At 74.4% G+C, this 15,148-nt stretch carries 20 protein-coding genes, 2 tRNA genes and 1 other RNA gene; 14 read left to right on the forward strand and 9 right to left on the reverse strand.

Translation table 11 applies throughout. The features are described from left to right. Positions 1–19: 19 nt before the first annotated feature. A complete protein-coding gene (locus tag OG989_RS05765; RefSeq protein WP_327029906.1) occupies positions 20–1,093 on the forward strand; it encodes a DUF2332 domain-containing protein in 1,074 nt (357 codons plus the stop codon). Positions 1,094–1,414: 321 nt separating this feature from the next. Here the strand turns inward: OG989_RS05765 and OG989_RS05770 are convergent, their stop codons facing one another. Further along, the gene (locus OG989_RS05770; RefSeq protein WP_327029907.1) at positions 1,415–4,357 is read right to left on the reverse strand and encodes a DNA polymerase III subunit gamma and tau; all 2,943 of its coding nucleotides are present in this window, start codon (positions 4,355–4,357) and stop codon (positions 1,415–1,417) included. Between the two features lie 107 nt (positions 4,358–4,464). Further along, an RNA gene (gene ffs / locus OG989_RS05775) (signal recognition particle sRNA small type) lies at positions 4,465–4,554 on the reverse strand. Positions 4,555–4,636: 82 nt separating this feature from the next. On the opposite strand from ffs, the gene OG989_RS05780 reads away from it, so the two are divergent. The 4 genes from OG989_RS05780 to OG989_RS05795 all read left to right on the forward strand — a co-directional run bounded on the left by OG989_RS05780 (position 4,637) and on the right by OG989_RS05795 (position 5,823). Further along, positions 4,637–4,721: transfer RNA gene (locus OG989_RS05780), tRNA-Ser, on the forward strand. A gap of 180 nt (positions 4,722–4,901) precedes the next feature. Next, positions 4,902–5,102 carry a hypothetical protein gene (locus OG989_RS05785; RefSeq protein ID WP_151457623.1) on the forward strand — a complete coding sequence of 67 codons (201 nt, stop codon included), beginning with the start codon at positions 4,902–4,904 and terminating at the stop codon, positions 5,100–5,102. Then, positions 5,099–5,530, forward strand: coding sequence for a hypothetical protein (locus OG989_RS05790; protein WP_151457622.1), 432 nt, complete (start codon positions 5,099–5,101; stop codon positions 5,528–5,530). Before OG989_RS05785 ends, OG989_RS05790 begins: the two co-directional genes overlap by 4 nt. A 158-nt stretch (positions 5,531–5,688) precedes the next feature. After that, the gene (locus OG989_RS05795) at positions 5,689–5,823 is read left to right on the forward strand and encodes a hypothetical protein (protein ID WP_327029908.1); all 135 of its coding nucleotides are present in this window, start codon (positions 5,689–5,691) and stop codon (positions 5,821–5,823) included. Between the two features lie 107 nt (positions 5,824–5,930). Here the strand turns inward: OG989_RS05795 and OG989_RS05800 are convergent, their stop codons facing one another. Both OG989_RS05800 and OG989_RS05805 read right to left on the reverse strand, forming a co-directional pair. Then, a complete protein-coding gene (locus tag OG989_RS05800) occupies positions 5,931–6,182 on the reverse strand; it encodes a flavin reductase (RefSeq protein WP_151457621.1) in 252 nt (83 codons plus the stop codon). Beyond that, complete coding sequence (locus tag OG989_RS05805; RefSeq protein WP_151457620.1) at positions 6,179–6,547, reverse strand: hypothetical protein; 369 nt, start codon at positions 6,545–6,547, stop codon at positions 6,179–6,181. The genes OG989_RS05800 and OG989_RS05805 overlap by 4 nt, the downstream gene beginning before the upstream one ends. 370 nt (positions 6,548–6,917) lie before the next feature. Here OG989_RS05805 and OG989_RS05810 point away from each other — a divergent pair, with 370 nt between their 5' ends. From OG989_RS05810 to OG989_RS05830, 5 genes are all read left to right on the forward strand, one after another. Continuing rightward, positions 6,918–7,685 carry a helix-turn-helix domain-containing protein gene (locus OG989_RS05810; protein ID WP_151457427.1) on the forward strand — a complete coding sequence of 256 codons (768 nt, stop codon included), beginning with the start codon at positions 6,918–6,920 and terminating at the stop codon, positions 7,683–7,685. Then, complete coding sequence (locus OG989_RS05815; protein ID WP_151457426.1) at positions 7,676–7,867, forward strand: DUF397 domain-containing protein; 192 nt, start codon at positions 7,676–7,678, stop codon at positions 7,865–7,867. The genes OG989_RS05810 and OG989_RS05815 overlap by 10 nt, the downstream gene beginning before the upstream one ends. A gap of 308 nt (positions 7,868–8,175) precedes the next feature. Beyond that, a complete protein-coding gene (locus OG989_RS05820) occupies positions 8,176–8,790 on the forward strand; it encodes a hypothetical protein (RefSeq protein WP_151457425.1) in 615 nt (204 codons plus the stop codon). Then, positions 8,787–9,317, forward strand: coding sequence for a hypothetical protein (locus tag OG989_RS05825; RefSeq protein ID WP_327029909.1), 531 nt, complete (start codon positions 8,787–8,789; stop codon positions 9,315–9,317). The genes OG989_RS05820 and OG989_RS05825 overlap by 4 nt, the downstream gene beginning before the upstream one ends. A gap of 51 nt (positions 9,318–9,368) precedes the next feature. Further along, positions 9,369–9,920, forward strand: coding sequence for a DUF5872 domain-containing protein (locus tag OG989_RS05830; protein ID WP_327029910.1), 552 nt, complete (start codon positions 9,369–9,371; stop codon positions 9,918–9,920). Between the two features lie 191 nt (positions 9,921–10,111). On the opposite strand, the gene OG989_RS05835 is transcribed toward OG989_RS05830, so the two are convergent. Next, a tRNA-Ser gene (locus tag OG989_RS05835) sits at positions 10,112–10,198 on the reverse strand. Between the two features lie 75 nt (positions 10,199–10,273). Here OG989_RS05835 and deoD point away from each other — a divergent pair. The 3 genes from deoD to OG989_RS05850 all read left to right on the forward strand — a co-directional run bounded on the left by deoD (position 10,274) and on the right by OG989_RS05850 (position 12,206). Further along, positions 10,274–10,981 (forward strand): purine-nucleoside phosphorylase, encoded by a 708-nt coding sequence (gene deoD / locus OG989_RS05840; RefSeq protein WP_327029911.1) that lies wholly within the window; start codon positions 10,274–10,276, stop codon positions 10,979–10,981. Between the two features lie 122 nt (positions 10,982–11,103). Beyond that, on the forward strand, positions 11,104–11,742 hold the full coding sequence (locus OG989_RS05845; RefSeq protein WP_327029912.1) for a TetR/AcrR family transcriptional regulator: 639 nt from the start codon (positions 11,104–11,106) through the stop codon (positions 11,740–11,742). Next, on the forward strand, positions 11,739–12,206 hold the full coding sequence (locus OG989_RS05850) for an acyl-CoA thioesterase (protein ID WP_327029913.1): 468 nt from the start codon (positions 11,739–11,741) through the stop codon (positions 12,204–12,206). The genes OG989_RS05845 and OG989_RS05850 overlap by 4 nt, the downstream gene beginning before the upstream one ends. A gap of 85 nt (positions 12,207–12,291) precedes the next feature. Here the strand turns inward: OG989_RS05850 and OG989_RS05855 are convergent, their stop codons facing one another. The 4 genes from OG989_RS05855 to OG989_RS05870 form a co-directional block, all read right to left on the reverse strand. Further along, a complete protein-coding gene (locus OG989_RS05855) occupies positions 12,292–12,744 on the reverse strand; it encodes a nucleoside deaminase (RefSeq protein ID WP_327031117.1) in 453 nt (150 codons plus the stop codon). A gap of 184 nt (positions 12,745–12,928) precedes the next feature. Continuing rightward, entirely contained in the window at positions 12,929–13,456 is a 528-nt protein-coding gene (locus tag OG989_RS05860) for a tRNA adenosine deaminase-associated protein (RefSeq protein ID WP_311414585.1), read from the reverse strand. Positions 13,457–13,577: 121 nt separating this feature from the next. After that, positions 13,578–13,745, reverse strand: a complete 168-nt coding sequence (locus tag OG989_RS05865; protein WP_165947875.1) for a hypothetical protein — start codon at positions 13,743–13,745, stop codon at positions 13,578–13,580. A 134-nt stretch (positions 13,746–13,879) separates the two neighbouring features. Next, the gene (locus tag OG989_RS05870) at positions 13,880–14,272 is read right to left on the reverse strand and encodes a hypothetical protein (RefSeq protein WP_151457442.1); all 393 of its coding nucleotides are present in this window, start codon (positions 14,270–14,272) and stop codon (positions 13,880–13,882) included. Positions 14,273–14,332: 60 nt separating this feature from the next. Here OG989_RS05870 and OG989_RS05875 point away from each other — a divergent pair, with 60 nt between their 5' ends. After that, positions 14,333–15,097: a M23 family metallopeptidase gene (locus OG989_RS05875; RefSeq protein ID WP_327029914.1), complete on the forward strand. Its 765-nt coding sequence runs from the start codon at positions 14,333–14,335 to the stop codon at positions 15,095–15,097. Positions 15,098–15,148: the final 51 nt, after the last annotated feature.

Below are 15,148 nucleotides of genomic sequence, written 5' to 3' on the forward strand. Positions count from 1 at the left end.
GACCGGACGGAGGTGGCGGATGTCCCGGGAACAGGCCGCGGCGGCCATGGAACGACAGGCCCGGGCCTGCGCCGACATGGATGCCGCCCTCTACGCCCACCTGCTGGCGCGCGCCGCAGGGGACGTACGGGCCGGCGGCCCGTGCGCCACCGTCATCAAGGGGTACGAGGACGCCGACGCCGACGCCCTCGTGTCGATACGCCTGCTCGGCGGGGTGCACGCCCTGGTGCTGTCCGGCCGGGCGCCCGAGCTGGCCCGGTTCTACCCCAGCGCGGGTGGGGCGTACCGGGCGGCGGACGCCCCCGCCTGCTGGGCCGCGTTCCGGGCGGTCGTCGAGGCCGAGCACGACACGCTGCGCGGCTGGCTGCGCCGACCGCCCCAGACCAACGAGGTCGGTCGGGCCAACCTGCTGCTGGCCGGCCTGCTGCACGCCGTCCACGAGGTGGGCGGGCTGCCGGTGCGCCTCGTCGAGCTGGGCGCGAGCGCCGGGCTGAACCTGCGCGCCGACCGGTTCCGCATCGAGGCCGCCGGCTTCGCCTGGGGACCGGCCGACTCCCCGGTACAGCTGCCGGACGCCTGGCGGGGCGGGGTGCCCGACTGGCTGCGGGCGGCGGCCGAGGCGTACCCCGAGCTGACCGTGGTGGAGCGGCTCGGCTGCGACGTCAGCCCGCTCGACCCGGGCGACCCCGACGGCGCGCTCGCGCTGCGGGCGTACCTCTGGCCGGAGCACACCGCCCGCGCGGCCCGGCTGGCCGGCGCGCTGGAGCTGGCCGGGCGACTGCCGGCCCGGGTCGTCGCGGCGGGGGCGGCGGACTTCCTCGCCGGGATCACCCCGCGCCCCGGCACGCTGACCGTGGTGTGGCACTCGGTGATGCGCCAGTACGTCCCGGGCGAGGAGTGGGCGCGGGTCACCGCCGAGCTGGACCGGCTGGCCGCCGCCGGCGGCACCGACGCGCCGGTCGCCCACCTGTCCTTCGAGCCGCACCCGCGGGAGGCCCGCAACGACTTCCAGCTCCGCGCCCGGCTCGGTACCGGCCCGGAACGCCTGCTGGCCGAGGCACACCCCCACGGCCTCCCGGCCTGGCCCGCCTGACCCCCACCCTGACCGGCCCGACCCGCCTGGCCGGCGGCCCTGACCGCCGCACCCGCGCCCTTGCCCCGTGCCACCGCGCCCGATGCGTCATCGCCGTCGCCGTCGCCGTCGCCGTCGCCAGAGATCTTGGTACTGGAGCGCCCCTGGAGGGGCCGATTCCTGCCAAGATCTGCCGCGTTCGCCTCGCCGTGCTCGGCGAGGCGTGCCCCCGCGTCGGCGTGCCCTCCGCGTCGGTGTCGGCGTCGGGGTCGATGCCCAAGCTCCCCATGTTGGCCAAGGGCGTCGGCGTGCCCTCCGCGTCGGTGTCGGCGTCGGGGAGGGCTATCGGGCGTCGACCTCGTCGATCTTCTCTGCGCCGAACGCCTCGCGGAGCAGTCGTACCGCCTGTTCCTCGCTGGACTCCCGCGCGGTCTGCTCGTCGATGACCTCGTCCAGCGGCTCGTCACCCGGGTCGAAGCCCTCGAAGTTCGGGGCCGCCGGCCGGGCACCGCCGGGGCGTCCCCCGCCGCCGCGCACCGGGCCGTCGAAGTCCGGGTCGTACGGCGGCTCGCCGGCCCAGTCGGCGTCCGCGGTCTTGCGGACCGGCTGGCCGGTACGCGGACCACGTCCCGCCGCAGCCGCCCGCGCCGCCGCGATCGCGCTGCTCACCGGAGGGCTGGCGGGCGCGGCCTGCTGCGGCGCACCCGAGGGACCGGCGGGCTTCGGTACGGCGGGCGCGGCGGTCGCCGACGCCGTGGCGGCGGTCGCCGGCCGGGTGGTCACCCCTGCGCCGGGCAGGCCGGTCGCCGCCGGGGCAGCGGCTGCCGTACCGCTGGTCGACGTGACGGCCGACGCGCCACCCGGTCGAGCCGGTTCCGGCCAGTCGTCGCCGCCCCCCGCCGCGCCACCTGGGCGGGCGGGCTCGGGCCAGTCGTCGCCGCCTCCGGCCGCGCCACCCGGGCGGGCCGGTTCGGGCCAGTCCTCGGCGCCGCCGGCAGCGGCGGGAGCACCTCCGCTGCCCGACGCACCAGCGCCGGAGGTGGGTCGGGTCGGGTCGCCCTGACCGCCCGCAGCACCACCCGCGCCGTTCGCGCCACCAGGCCCGCCGGCCGCACCACTGAGGCCATGTGGGCCGGCCAGGCCACTCGCGCCGGCCGGGCCACTCGGACCGGCCAGCCCACTCGGACCGCCCAGCCCACTCGGACCGCCCGGGCCGCTCGGACCGCCCGAGCCGGTCGCGCCGGTCAGGCCATTCGGGCCGCCTGGGTCGGCCAGGCCACTCGCACTGCCTGGGCCGGTCGGGCCACCGGAAATGCCGCCGCCGCCCGCGCCACCACCGGACGCACCGCCACCAGACGGGCCACCACCAGCCGGGCCGCCGCCGGACGGGCCGGCGCCGGACGGGCCGGCGCCGGACGGGCCGGCGCCGGTCCGGTCCTGGTGGGCGGGGGCTGCCGACGGCGGGGATGCCGGGCGGGCCGCAGCGGCGGGACGGGACGAGCCACCGAGTGACGTGCCACCCCGCTCGCCGGCCACCTCGCAGCGGATCTGCCAGCGGCCACCGAACTCTTCGTAGAGCACCTCGGCCAGCACCGACGTGTGGTTGCCCATCATCTGCGCGAGCACCGCCGACTTGACGGTCAGCACCAGGGTGTCGCCATCCACGTCACGGACCACCGCGTCGCGCATCAGCGCGGCGGCCGGCTTCTTGATCCGGTTGACCTTCGCGACGATGTCCGGCCAGACCCGGCGCACCGCGACGGCGTCCAGGGGGCCTGCCGCAGCCGCGCCGGGGCGGGGCGGGGCGGGGGTGGCCGGGTCGGGCAGCACCGCCGAGGGGGGCACCTGACGGTGGGCGGGAGCATCAGCGGGCGGCCCACTGGCGGGCGCGCCCACCGGCTCCGTGGCGCCCGGGGCTGCCTGCGCCGTACGGGAGCCGGTGGCGGCCAGAGCCGCCGCGCGGGCAGCCGCAGCGCCGGACTGGGCGCCGGCAGCCGCCGGCGGGCCGGCGGGCGACGGGTCGGGCGCGGCGGCAGCCGCGGTCGGGGCGGGAGCTTCGGGGCGTACGGGAGGAGGGGCGGCAACCGGCGCGAGGCCGGCGGCGGCCGGCGGCACGTCGGTGCCGGCGAGGGTGAGCCGGCGCTCCATGCGTTCGAGGCGCTGGAGCAGGCCGCCGGTGCTGTCGTCGGCGCCGGGCAGCAGCATCCGGGCGCAGATCAGCTCCAGCAGCAGCCGGGGCGCGGTGGTGCCGCGCATCTCCACCAGGCCGTTGTGCACGATGTCGGCGCAGCGGGACAGCGTGGCCGGGCCGAGCCGCTGGGCCTGGGCGGCCATCCGCTCGATCTGGTCGGCCGGGCCGTCGATGAGGCCCTTGGCGGCGGCGTCCGGCACCTGCTGGAGCACGATCAGGTCGCGCAGCCGCTCCAGCAGGTCGGAGGCGAACCGGCGCGCGTCGTGCCCGGCCTCGGCGACCCGGTCGACGGTCGCGTACGCCGTCGCGCCGTCCCCGGCCGCCAGCGCGTCGCACATCTCGTCGATGAGGGCGGCGTCGGTCACGCCGAGCAGGGCGGCGGCCCGGGAGTAGGTGACTCCCTCCGGCCCGGCCCCGGCGATGAGCTGGTCGAGCACGGAGAGGCTGTCCCGGGCGCTGCCGCCGCCGGCGCGCACCACCAGCGGGAAGACCGCCGGCTCGACGGCGACGTTCTCGGCCTCGCAGAGCTGCTCCAGGTAGGGCCGGAGCACCTTCGGCGGGATCAGCCGGAACGGGTAGTGGTGGGTCCGCGACTTGATCGTGCCGAGGACCTTCTCCGGCTCGGTGGTCGCGAAGATGAACTTGACGTACTCCGGCGGCTCCTCGACCAGCTTGAGCAGGGCGTTGAAGCCGGCCGACGAGACCATGTGGGCCTCGTCGATGACGTAGATCTTGAAGCGGCTCTTGGCCGGCGCGAAGATCGCCTTCTCGCGCAGCTCGCGGGCGTCGTCGACGCCGCCGTGGCTGGCCGCGTCGATCTCCAGTACGTCGATCGAGCCGCCGTCGGTGGCCAGCTCGCGGCAGGAGTCGCACTGCCCGCACGGCTCCGGCGTCGGGCCCTGCTCACAGTTCAGCGAGCGGGCCAGGATCCGGGCGCTGGAGGTCTTGCCGCAGCCGCGTGGGCCGGAGAAGAGGTAGGCGTGGTTGAGCCGCCCGCTGCGCAGCGCCTGCGACAGCGGCTCGGTGACGTGCTCCTGCCCGATGACCTCGGCGAAGGTACGCGGCCGGTACTTGCGGTAGAGCGCCAGTGCCACTCGTCCCGCCTCCTCTCGACCGAGCCATTCTGCGCCGGTCGGGCGCGGGTGACCACCCACCACCCCGTGACCTGACCCGCAGGGACGTTACCGGGACCCGGAGACAAAAAGGCCTCCCGTGCACCCGGCAGAGCCCGCTTATCCTTGCTGCCTTCCGGCCCTGGGGAGGTTCACGAGATACCGCCGCACGGGAGGTACCGCCAACCCTACCCGACGCCACGTCGATCTTCAGGGGGTGGTGGGGTGGCCCACCCGCCGGGGACCTGTATCCTCGTCTGCGGAGGATTCGCCTAGAGGCCTAGGGCGCACGCTTGGAAAGCGTGTTGGGTTAACACCCTCACGAGTTCGAATCTCGTATCCTCCGCTCGCTGAGCAGCACGAACGCGAGGGCCGACCCCCATCGGGGACGGCCCTCGTACCGTTTCTGCCGAGCGCCACGGCGGCTCCCCTGGTTACGCTCCTCCGACCTGTGTCGATGCCTCATCGACGATCGGTCGGTGGCGGTCGCGCCTCTCGACGGGTGAGGTCGGAAGGGGCGACCCGCTTGGGCAAAAATCCGCGCTGGCTGCTCTGGACGCAACTGGTCGCGATGTCCTGCGTCCTTCTCTCCCAGGTGGGGTCCGGGTTCGACCGACCGCTGGAGATCGTCGTCGGCTGCGGGGCGGCCGGGATGGCGCTGTACTGTGTCGCCGCGCTGATCATCGGCCGCACCAGCGGCAACGCCGAGAAACCCGATGCCGGGTGAGCGAGCGGCCGACCGACCCGGAGTTCGACGAATGCGACTGCCCGGAGAAGGTCGACGCGGCCTTGGCGCGTACGGAGCCCGGGGCCGGGCCGGCGCTTCTCTGGCTGGTGCTGGACGAGTTCCACCCGCCTGCCGTCGTCCTTCCCCGGATCAAGCGCGGGCTCCGGTCGCGGGACGCGCAGACCAGGGGGAACGCGTTGCAGTCGCTGGGTCACTTCGGGCGCCTGCACCGCGACGTCGACGTCGAGTCGCTGGCGCTGCTCCGGGGCGCGCTGCGCGACCGCACCCCGCTCGGTGGCTGTCAGCTACGCGGCTACGCCGACAACGCGGCGGACGACATCGGCACGTTCGTGCCCCGGCACCGTCTGCCCCGCTGGCTGCGCCGCCGCCACGCCGGGCCCTGGCGACCGCGCCGGCTGCGACGGTGAACGCCGCCGACGAAGCGACTGGTCACGGCGTGATCCCTGCCGCACGTCGATCAGGAAACACCGCCCGCGTCCTACGCTGACAGCCGCATCCGACAGCGAGACAACCGGGCGGCGGCGACCTGCGGGCGTCGACCGGCCCGGGGAGAGCGCGGACACAGGTGAACGCAACGCTGAACGTCGCCGACGGGCTGGCCGTGCTGGCTGCCGGGGTCGCGGCGGGAGCCATCAACGCGGTGGTGGGCTCGGGCACGCTGGTGACCTTCCCGGTCCTGCTCTCCCTCGGCTATCCTTGACCACCGACCCGGGTACGGGCCGCACCGGACGAATCCGGGCGGCGCGACAACGGGTGGGCGCGGCAACGAGCGGGCACGGCCACGGGTGGGCGCGGCTCGGCGGGCGGTCATCCGCGTGGGCGGGCCCAGGAGACGAAGCGGTCGGCTAGTTGGGCCGGGCTCACGCCGGGGTCGAGTGCGACGAGCTGTGCGGCGGCCTCGACCTGGAGAGTCGCCAGGTGGACGGTGAGCGCGGCGCGGTCGTGGCGGTACTCGCCGAGCAGCCGCAGCTTCGCCGGCGAGCAGGGCCAGGCAATGCCGCACGCCCGGCACCGCCACGTGGGCCGGGTCGGGACGTGCTCCCGGGTGCGGCGGCTCACCGCGCCGCCGGTCCCGCAGACCCGACCCGGTCCACCGACCCGGGTTGCTCCGTCCCGAGCCGGTCCACCGTCCCGAGCCGATCAGCCGTCCCGGGCTGTTGAGCCGCCCCGAGCCCGTCCGCAGCCCGGACCCGGGGCGTATCGGTGGCGATCACCCGGGCGCGGTCGACGCGGATCGAGGCGAAGCGCTCGCGGGGGCGGAGGGTGCCGTCGGCGTTCACCTGATGGCCGCGTACCTCGGCCCAGAGCCGACCCTCGAACGGGCCGACGCTCAGCACCTCGGTGACGCGCAGCGTCAGAGGGCCCTCGCCGAAGCGGTAGGCGTCGTCGGGAACGCGGATGGTCGTACCGGCGGGCCATCCCACCGGCCGGCTCCGGGCGGGGGCGGCCGGTGGGGGCGGATCGTCGCGGTCGGCCGGGGGACGGGGCTCGCCCCGATGCTCGGAGACTGGAGCGCGGCGGGTTGGCACGGGCGGACCTCCTTGGCGGCTCGGCAGGGCTCGCCCTGGCGGGACGAAAGGCTGAAAGGGCCGGGCTGGCAGGGACGTGGGACTGGAGGGGGGCCGCCCCGCCCTCCCCGCCGGGGCGGCCCCGCGACTGACGCCGACCGCCGGGCTCCTTCGCCTCCACCGGCCGCGCCGTCTTCGTCACCCCAACTTGCCGTGTGTGGGCAGACAGATACATCCCGTAGCGCTATGGTCGCCAGATATTTGAGACATCCGATGGGAGGAGCCCGTGAACGATGCGCTCCGGGTGGCGCTCAGCGACACCGGGCACACGATCGAATCCCTCGCCGAGACCGTCGGCGTCGACCCGAAGACGGTCGGGCGGTGGCTGACCGAGGACCGCATCCCGCACGCCCGGCACCGGTTGGGGGCGGCGGAGGCCCTCCGCCGGGACGTGTCGGACATCTGGCCGGACACTTCGAGACGTCGTGACCCGATCTGGTTCCGTCCGTGGCAGGAGATCGAGCGCGAGGCGGTGTCGCTGCGGTCGTACCAATCGATGGTGTTGCCGGGCCTGCTCCAGACCGAGGCGTACGCGCGGGCCGTGCTGACCGGCGGCGGCCTCTTTCCCCGCGGCGACGTCGAGCGCCACCTCGCCTCCCGGCTCGCCCGCCAGGGCATCCTGCGGCAGGACGAGCCGCCGCAGTTCACGGCCGTGATCGACGAGGGGGTGCTGCGCCGTCCGGTCGGCGGCCGGGCCACGATGCGCGAGCAGCTCCGGGCCGTCGTCGCCGCCTGCGCCGAACCACACGTGCGGGTGCACGTCGTGCTGTCGTCGGTCGGCGCCTACGCGGGCCTGAACGGGCCGTTCGTGATCGCCAGCAGCCACGACCACCGGGTCGCCGGCTACCTCGACAACCAACTCCAGGGCCAACTGGTTAGCGATCCCGCGGACATCGCCGCCATGATGGCTGCGTGGGAGAACGTGCGCGGCGAGGCGCTGTCCCACTGGCAGTCGGTCGATCTCATCACGGAAGTGGCGGAGACATGGAGCTGAACGGCGCGCGGTGGCGCAAGAGCAGCCGCAGCAGCGGCAACGGCGGTGACTGCGTCGAGGTCGCCGACAACCTGCCCGGCGTCGTCGCGGTGCGCGACTCGAAGGACCCGGCCGGCCCGGCGCTCGCCTTCGCGCCGGCGGCGTGGCGCGCGTTTGTCGCCACCATCGCCGAGCGCCCCTGAACCGAGCCCGCCCACGGCAGAGGTACCCCCGACACAAGGCGCGGGTGGAACACCACGGGTGCCTCCCGACGCGGGATGCACCCGTGTCGTTCCACCCGCCCTTGGCGGCGGCAGGGATCACCTCCTGCCTCTCCGCCCTGCCCGACCGACCCTCGCCGGAGGCCGCGCCACGCCCGGAGGAGGGCCGGCAGTGCGGCATTGCGGGGCGGTGCCGGAAGGGGACGATTGGGTACGGTGCGGAGAACGGCGTAGGCGGGACTCGTCGTACACATGTTCCATCCACAGGCTGTGGACGGCGGAGGGCTCCCATGGGTTACCAGCTCAGCGCGGTCGTCGCGGACGCCGAGCTGCTCCGCGAGCACACCGCCGACCTGGACCACGCGGTCCTCGGCGAGTTGCGCCAGGAGTTCGCGCTGCTGCCGGTCACCCCGCAACTGGTCGAGGAGCTGACCGGGGCGCCGCCCGACTACTCGACGACGGAGCGGTCCCCGGAGGAGCCGTTCCACCTGGTGCTCTCGGCACCCCTCGCCGAGGTCCTCGCCCGCTGGTCGCGGTCGGGTCCGGTGGCGTACCTGGAGGCGGAGTTCCTCGGCGGCGCCGGCTACCAGTCGGCGCTGGTGTGGCTCGGCGGCCAGGTGAGCTGGGGGCCGGGGTTCGACCGTCTCTTCGACGGGCCGCGTCCGGAGTGGCCGCTCAACGCGGCGCTCGCCCGGCTCGGGGCGGAGCCCGGCGCGTGGATCGACCCGTTCGCCGAGCTGGGCCTGCACGTCGAGCGGAGCACCGCCGGCTGGCTGGCGCACGGGCGCCGACGGCTGAGCGCCGACTACTGGGACGAGCTGGCCGAGGAATGGGAAAACCGGCAATCTGCGGGCGGGCAGCAACCTGAACGGCCCGGTCCCGTTGGGGACTGGGGGATTCCATGAAATTGCGACAATTTGGCTTTATAGCCGCGCTGACGACGGCTGCCTGGGTCTCGGGCAGCGGCGTGCACCCGCCGCTGCGCGAGTTGGACGGCCGGCCCGTCGGGGCCGTCGAGGTGGTCGACCTCAACGGCCTGCGCGACGTCGAGTTCGGCGACACCGAGGACGAGCTGACCCGGCGGGGCATCCTGCGCTCCGACATCGACGCCTGCGGCCCGGCGCTGGCCGGGTACGACACGACCAGTCCCATCTTCGTCGACGACCGGCTGGTGCTGCTCTGGCTCGGCGAGGCGACGCGCACCCCGCAGGGAGTCACCGCCGGCATGCCGGTCGACGAGGTCCGCACCCGCTACCCGTCCGCCCGGGAGCTGGACGCTCCACAGGGGACGTACCGGCTCGACGGGCTGCTCGCCCGGCAGGGCGACCGGGCGTACCTCTTCCTGCACGACGGGCGGGCGGTGAAGAAGATCATCGCCGGGTACGCCGACTGGGCCCAGCGCCTCTTCGACGAGGGCCACAGCCCCTGCTGAGCCCCGCGCAGGCTTGACGCGTGAGGGCCGCGAGGTGGGGTAACCGGCGGCATGGCGCGGTATACGAAGCCCGAACTCAGGGAGCAGGTCAAGGAAGAGATCAAGGCCTCCGACAAGGGCGGCCGGCCGGGACAGTGGTCGGCACGCAAGTCGCAGCTGGTCACCCAGGAGTACAAGAGGCGCGGCGGGGGCTTCGTCGGCCCGAAGGACGAACGGCAGAAGTCCCTCCAGCGCTGGGGCGGCGAGCACTGGCAGACCAAGGAGGGCGACACCCGGGCGCGGCACGGCGACGAGACGAGTCGCTACCTGCCCGAACAGGCCTGGAAGGAGCTCTCCGAGAAGGAGAAGCGGGCGACCGACGCCAAGAAGCGGAAGGAATCAAAGTCCGGCAAGCAGTACGTCGCCAACACCGGACCGGCCAAACGCGCCCGCCGCAACGCCACGTCGGCCGAACAACTGTCGGAGCTGCCGGTCGCCGAGGCGGCCAAGCTCGTCCGCGACCTCGACAAGGGCCAACTGAAGTCGGCGCTGCGCCGCGAACGCGACGGCAAGTCCCGCAAGACCCTCATCACCCGCCTGGAAAAGGAACTAACCCGCCGCTGACCGGCCCCTCCGCCCCGCCCCACCCATCTCGACGTCGATCATGCACTCGCGGTGGGCAACAGCTACCCAGACGCCCCTTTCGCGGGACACCGCAACTGCATGATCGACGCAGGCAGGGGTGCGGGGGGGGTGCATGCGAGAACGCCCGGCCGATCCTTGCGGATCTGCCGGGCGTTCTCGCACTTCACGAGCGGTGGCGGAGGGATTTGAACCCTCGGAGGGCGTAAACCCTCACACGCTTTCGAGGCGTGCTCCTTAGGCCGCTCGGACACGCCACCGCCGAGAAGGGTACATGACCCCGGGTTCGGACGCCGAACCGGTACGCCCCGGGGCGGCCTGGCAGGATCCTTGCCATGAGTACGCACATCGGCGCGAAGCCGGGAGAGATCGCCGAGCGGGTCCTGATGCCGGGCGACCCGTTGCGGGCGAAGTGGATCGCGGAGACCTACCTCGAGGGCGCGCAGTGCTACTCGACGGTCCGGGGCATGCTGGGCTTCACCGGCCGCCACAACGGCGTCGAGGTCTCCGTCCAGGGCTCCGGCATGGGCATGCCCTCCGCCTCGATCTACGCCCACGAGCTGGTCAACGAGTACGGCGTGAAGAGCCTGATCCGGGTCGGCTCCTGCGGGGCCCTGAGCGAGGACCTGCGGCTGCGCGACGTGATCGCGGCGATCGGCTCGTCCACCGACTCGAACATGAACCGGATGCGCTTCGACGGGCTGATCGACTACGCCCCGGTGGCCGACTTCGGGCTGCTGCGTACGTCGGTCGAGGTGGCCGAGCGGCGCGGCATCGCGATGCGGGTCGGGCCGATCCTGGCGGCGGACGCCTTCTACACCGACCGCCCGGACCTCTACGACAGCCTCGCCGAGTACGGCGTGCTGGCGGTGGAGATGGAGTCGGCGGCGCTCTACACGATCGCCGCCCGGTTCAAGGCCCGCGCCCTGACGCTGCTGACCGTCAGCGACCACATCAAGACCGGTGAGAAGACCACCTCCGAGGAGCGTGAGCAGACCTTCAGCCAGATGGTCGAGATCGCCCTGGACACGATCATCGCCTGATCCTCGTCGGCCCCGACGCCGCCCGCCGTCCGTCCCGGATGGCGGGCGGCGTCGCTGTGTCGTGACCACGGTCACGCCAAGAAACTATACGAACGGTCGTGCTTATTCATTAGCCTCTGCCCATGACAGTCGACGGACGCGTCGCGCGGGGCGACCGGACCCGCACCGCGGCGCTGGACGCCGCCGTGGTCCTCGCCACCGAGGTCGGCCTGCACGGGCTCTCCCTCGCCCAGCTCGCCGACACGCTCGGCGTCAGCAAGTCCGGCCTCTTCGCGCACTGGGGCTCCAAGGAGGCGCTCCAGCTCGCCACGGTCGACCGGGCGGTCGAGCAGCAGCGGGAACGGGTCATCGAGCCGGCCCTGCGCGCCCCCCGGGGCGTACGGCGGCTCTGGGCACTGCACCAGGCCCGGATCGACTTCTTCGCCGCCCGGGTGCTCCCCGGCGGCTGCTTCTTCGCCAGCGCCGACTTCGAGTACAACGCGCGCCCCGGCCCGGTCCGGGACCGGCTCGCCGAGGTGTTCGGCCGCTGGACCGCGTTCCTCGAACAGCTCGTCCGCGAGGCGGTCGCCGCCGGCGAGCTTCCCGCCGACGTGGACGTCGCACAGCTGGCGTACGAGATCGACGCCCTCGGGATCACCGCCGCGATGCGCTCCCGGCTGCTGGACCCCGACACCGCCTACCGGCACGCCCGCCAGGGCCTGCTGAACCGCCTGCGGGCACTGTGCCCCGATCCGACCCTGCTACCGGAAGGCCTCTCATGAGCCACGCCATCGTCGACCAGCCCGCCGTCGAGTTCGGTCACGTCGCGCACGTCGCGGTGCACTTCGACGACCTCGACGCGTTCGGCCTCCTGCACAACGCCCGGTACGCGGTGCTGCTCGAACGGGCCCTGACCGGGTACTGGGCGGACCACGGTGTCGCGTTCCAGGCCGGCCGGCAGAGCGCACCGGACGTGTTCCACGCCGTCCGCGAGTTCACCATCACCTACCGGGCCCCGGTCACCGGGACCGGCCCCGTGGCGGTGCACTTCTGGCTCGACCACTTCGGCACCAGCAGCGCCCGGTACGCCTACCGGTTCCACTCAGTCGACGGACGCATCGTGCACGCGGAGGGCCAGCGGTCGATCGTCCGGGTCGACCCGGCGACCCTGCGCCCCGCCCCCTGGACCGACACCGCCCGCGCGGTGGCCGCGACCCTGCTCCGGCCCGCCCCGGCCGACGCCTGAGCCCCGTCACCCCGGCACGGGCGGCCCGCCCGAGGGGTCAGGAAGGGGCCCTTCCTGAACCGCAGACGTCAAGAAGGTGCCTTCCTCACACCCGGAAGAAGGCGCGCAGGATGGCGGCGCTCTCCGATTCCAGGATGCCGCCGTAGACCTCCGGCCGGTGGTTGAGCCGGCGGTCGCGCAGCACGTCCCACAGCGACCCGGCGGCCCCGGTCTTGGGCTCCCAGGCGCCGAAGACCACGGTGGACACCCGGGCCAGCACCAGCGCGCCCGCGCACATCGTGCAGGGTTCCAGGGTGACGACCAGGGTGCAGCCGTCGAGCCGCCAGCGGCCGAGCCGTCCGGCGGCCCGGCGCAGCGCCAGCACCTCGGCGTGCGCGGTCGGGTCGCCGGTCAGTTCCCGCTCGTTGCGCCCGATCGCCAGTTCGGCACCGTCCGGCCCGTAGAGCACGGCGCCGACCGGGATGTCGTCGGCGGCGTCGGGGCCCGCGTCGGCGGGGCTGTCGGGGCCGGTCACGGCGACCGCCAGGGCCCGCCGCATCCACAGCTCGTGCCGCTGCCGCCGGCCGGCGCCGTCCGGCTCGGCCAGCCCCTCGTGGGCGCCGGGCCCGACCCGGCCCGCCGCGCCCGGGGTCGGCTGACCGGGGCGTACGGTGCCCAGGGCCGGATCGGTCGCGTCGGCCGGCTCGGCGCCGCCCGTACCGGCCCGGCCGGGCCCGGACGGCTCAGACCTCACGCAGTTCCTCGACCTCGTCGGCGCAGCCGAGCACCTGGCACACCTCGGCGGTGACGTCGGCCGGCATCATGCCCTCCTGCGCGCAGAGGTTGAGCAGCTTCTGCGCGGGGATGCCCAGGTCGGCCAGGAGGTCCGCCTCGCCGACCGGGTCGGCCTCGGGGTCGACGGCGGGCTGCTCGGTGTCGTCGTCGCCACGGCCGGACGGGCGCGGCTCGTCGGTGTCGTCGAGCCCGGTCACCGAGGTCTTCAGGTCCCCGACCAGCAGGGCGCCCAGCCGGGACTCCTCCGCGTAGGCCGAGTCGGAGCCGAAGACCCGCAGGTCCTCCCCCTCGTCCAGGCGCATGACCACCAGGTACGTGTCGTCGGCCTCGACGAAGAGCAGCGACAGGTCGGCGTCGGAGTCGACGTCGCGCAGCCGGTCGGCGACGTCCTCGATGTCGGTGACCCCCCGCAGGTTCACCTCGGCGGCCGTCCAACCGCTGTCGTCACGTACGACGGCCGCAGCGAAGTACGACACGGTTCCCCCAAAAGAGCCTCGGCAGGCCGACCCGTTACGCGTGCACGTTAGCCGGTCGGGTCGGCAGGCGACCGGTCAACGCCCCGAAGGGCCGGTCAATCCTGGGAAAGTCTGCCGGTCGTCAGCCGGCGACCCGGCGGCGGGTGGCGATCAGCTCCCGCAGGCGCTCGCTGCGCACCCGCTGCGGCCGTACGCGCTGGCGTACCGCCCGGGCGCCCGCCAACTCGGCGAGGAGCTGCTGGCGACGGCGGCTGCGCTCGGGATCGAGCCGCGGAGTGGTCCAGGCCATAACGCCGAGGGTGCCGAGTTCGGGCGGCCACGTCAAGGCAGGATTCGCTGCGCAGCCGGCCCGCGACGCAGCGCAGCCACGGGCCCGCCGGAACGGGTCCCGCCAGGCGGGTCGCGGGACGGACCGGACCGGGCTCACCAGAGCGGCCAGTCCCCGCTCGACACCCACCGCACCGTGACGATGGCGGCGGCGATGCTCCACCCGCCGGCGGTGACGATCGCGATGCCGGTGGCCACGCCCCGGTCGCCCGCGCGGACCAGCAGCAGCGCGGCCAGCCAGGCCAGGCCGCCGGCCAGCAGCGTCCACCAGGCGTACCCGGGCACGCCGCGGCCGAGCAGGCCGAACAGGAGCAGCCAGACGGTCGCCACGGCGGCGCCGGACGCGACGCCCGCGCCGGTGACCGGGTGCGGTTCGCGGTAGGTGGGCTGGGACGGCGGCGTGGACGGAAAGAGCCCGGAAGGGACCCGTGGCGCCGGCCGGAACCCGGCGTCCGGCTCAGGCGGGAAGGCGTACCGTCCGGTCGTCATCGACCCCTCCCCTTCTGCCGCGCACCTCCACCACCGTACCGACTCTGCGAGGATGACCGGATGCCCTCGCCGACGATCGGACGCCGCGCGCGTCCGGCGTACCCGGTCCTGCTGGTGCTGGTGCCGGTGCTGGCCGCCGGCTGCGCGACGACGCGGCCCGGGACGACGCCCGGCGCACCCCGGCCGAGCCTGCCGGCGACGGCCGGGCAGCCCGCGCCGCCGGCCGTCACCCCGACCGGCGCTCCCAGCCCGACCGGCGCCGCCGCCCCGACCGGCCCGTCGACCGCGCCGACCCGCGCCGGGCTGCCGCACGTCTTTCCGGTACGCGCGGCGAACGTCGCCTACCACCCGACCCACTCGGCCTATCCGGGGACGGACATCTTCGCCGACTGTGGCGAGCCGGTCGTGGCGGTGACCGACGGCGTCCTCCTCGAGGTCAGCCGGGTCGACCGGTTCGACAGGCGCGGGCCGCGGGGGCCGCACAACGGCGGGCTGTCGGTGTCGCTGCTCGGCGACGACGGGGTGCGCTACTACGGCTCCCACCTGCGCCGCGTCGCCGACGGCATCGACGTCGGGGTGCGGGTGCGCGCCGGGCAGCGGCTCGGCGAGGTGGGCCGGACCGGTAACGCGAACAACGTGTGCCACCTGCACTTCGGCATCTCCCCGCCGTGCACGGGCCGGGACGGCTGGTGGATCCGCCGGGGCGTGGTCTGGCCGGCGCCGTACCTGAACTCGTGGCGGCGCAAGGGCAACAAGGAGCCGTCCGCCGAGGTGGCCGCCTGGCACCGCCGGCACGGCTGCCCGAAGGCCCCGCCGACCGCCTGACGACCCGCTCCGGTTTGTCGTCATCAGCGCTTCATCGCTGGGAAACATTGA

It is taken from the genome of Micromonospora sp. NBC_01740 (genome assembly GCF_035920365.1).
Classification (GTDB): domain Bacteria; phylum Actinomycetota; class Actinomycetes; order Mycobacteriales; family Micromonosporaceae; genus Micromonospora; species Micromonospora reichwaldensis.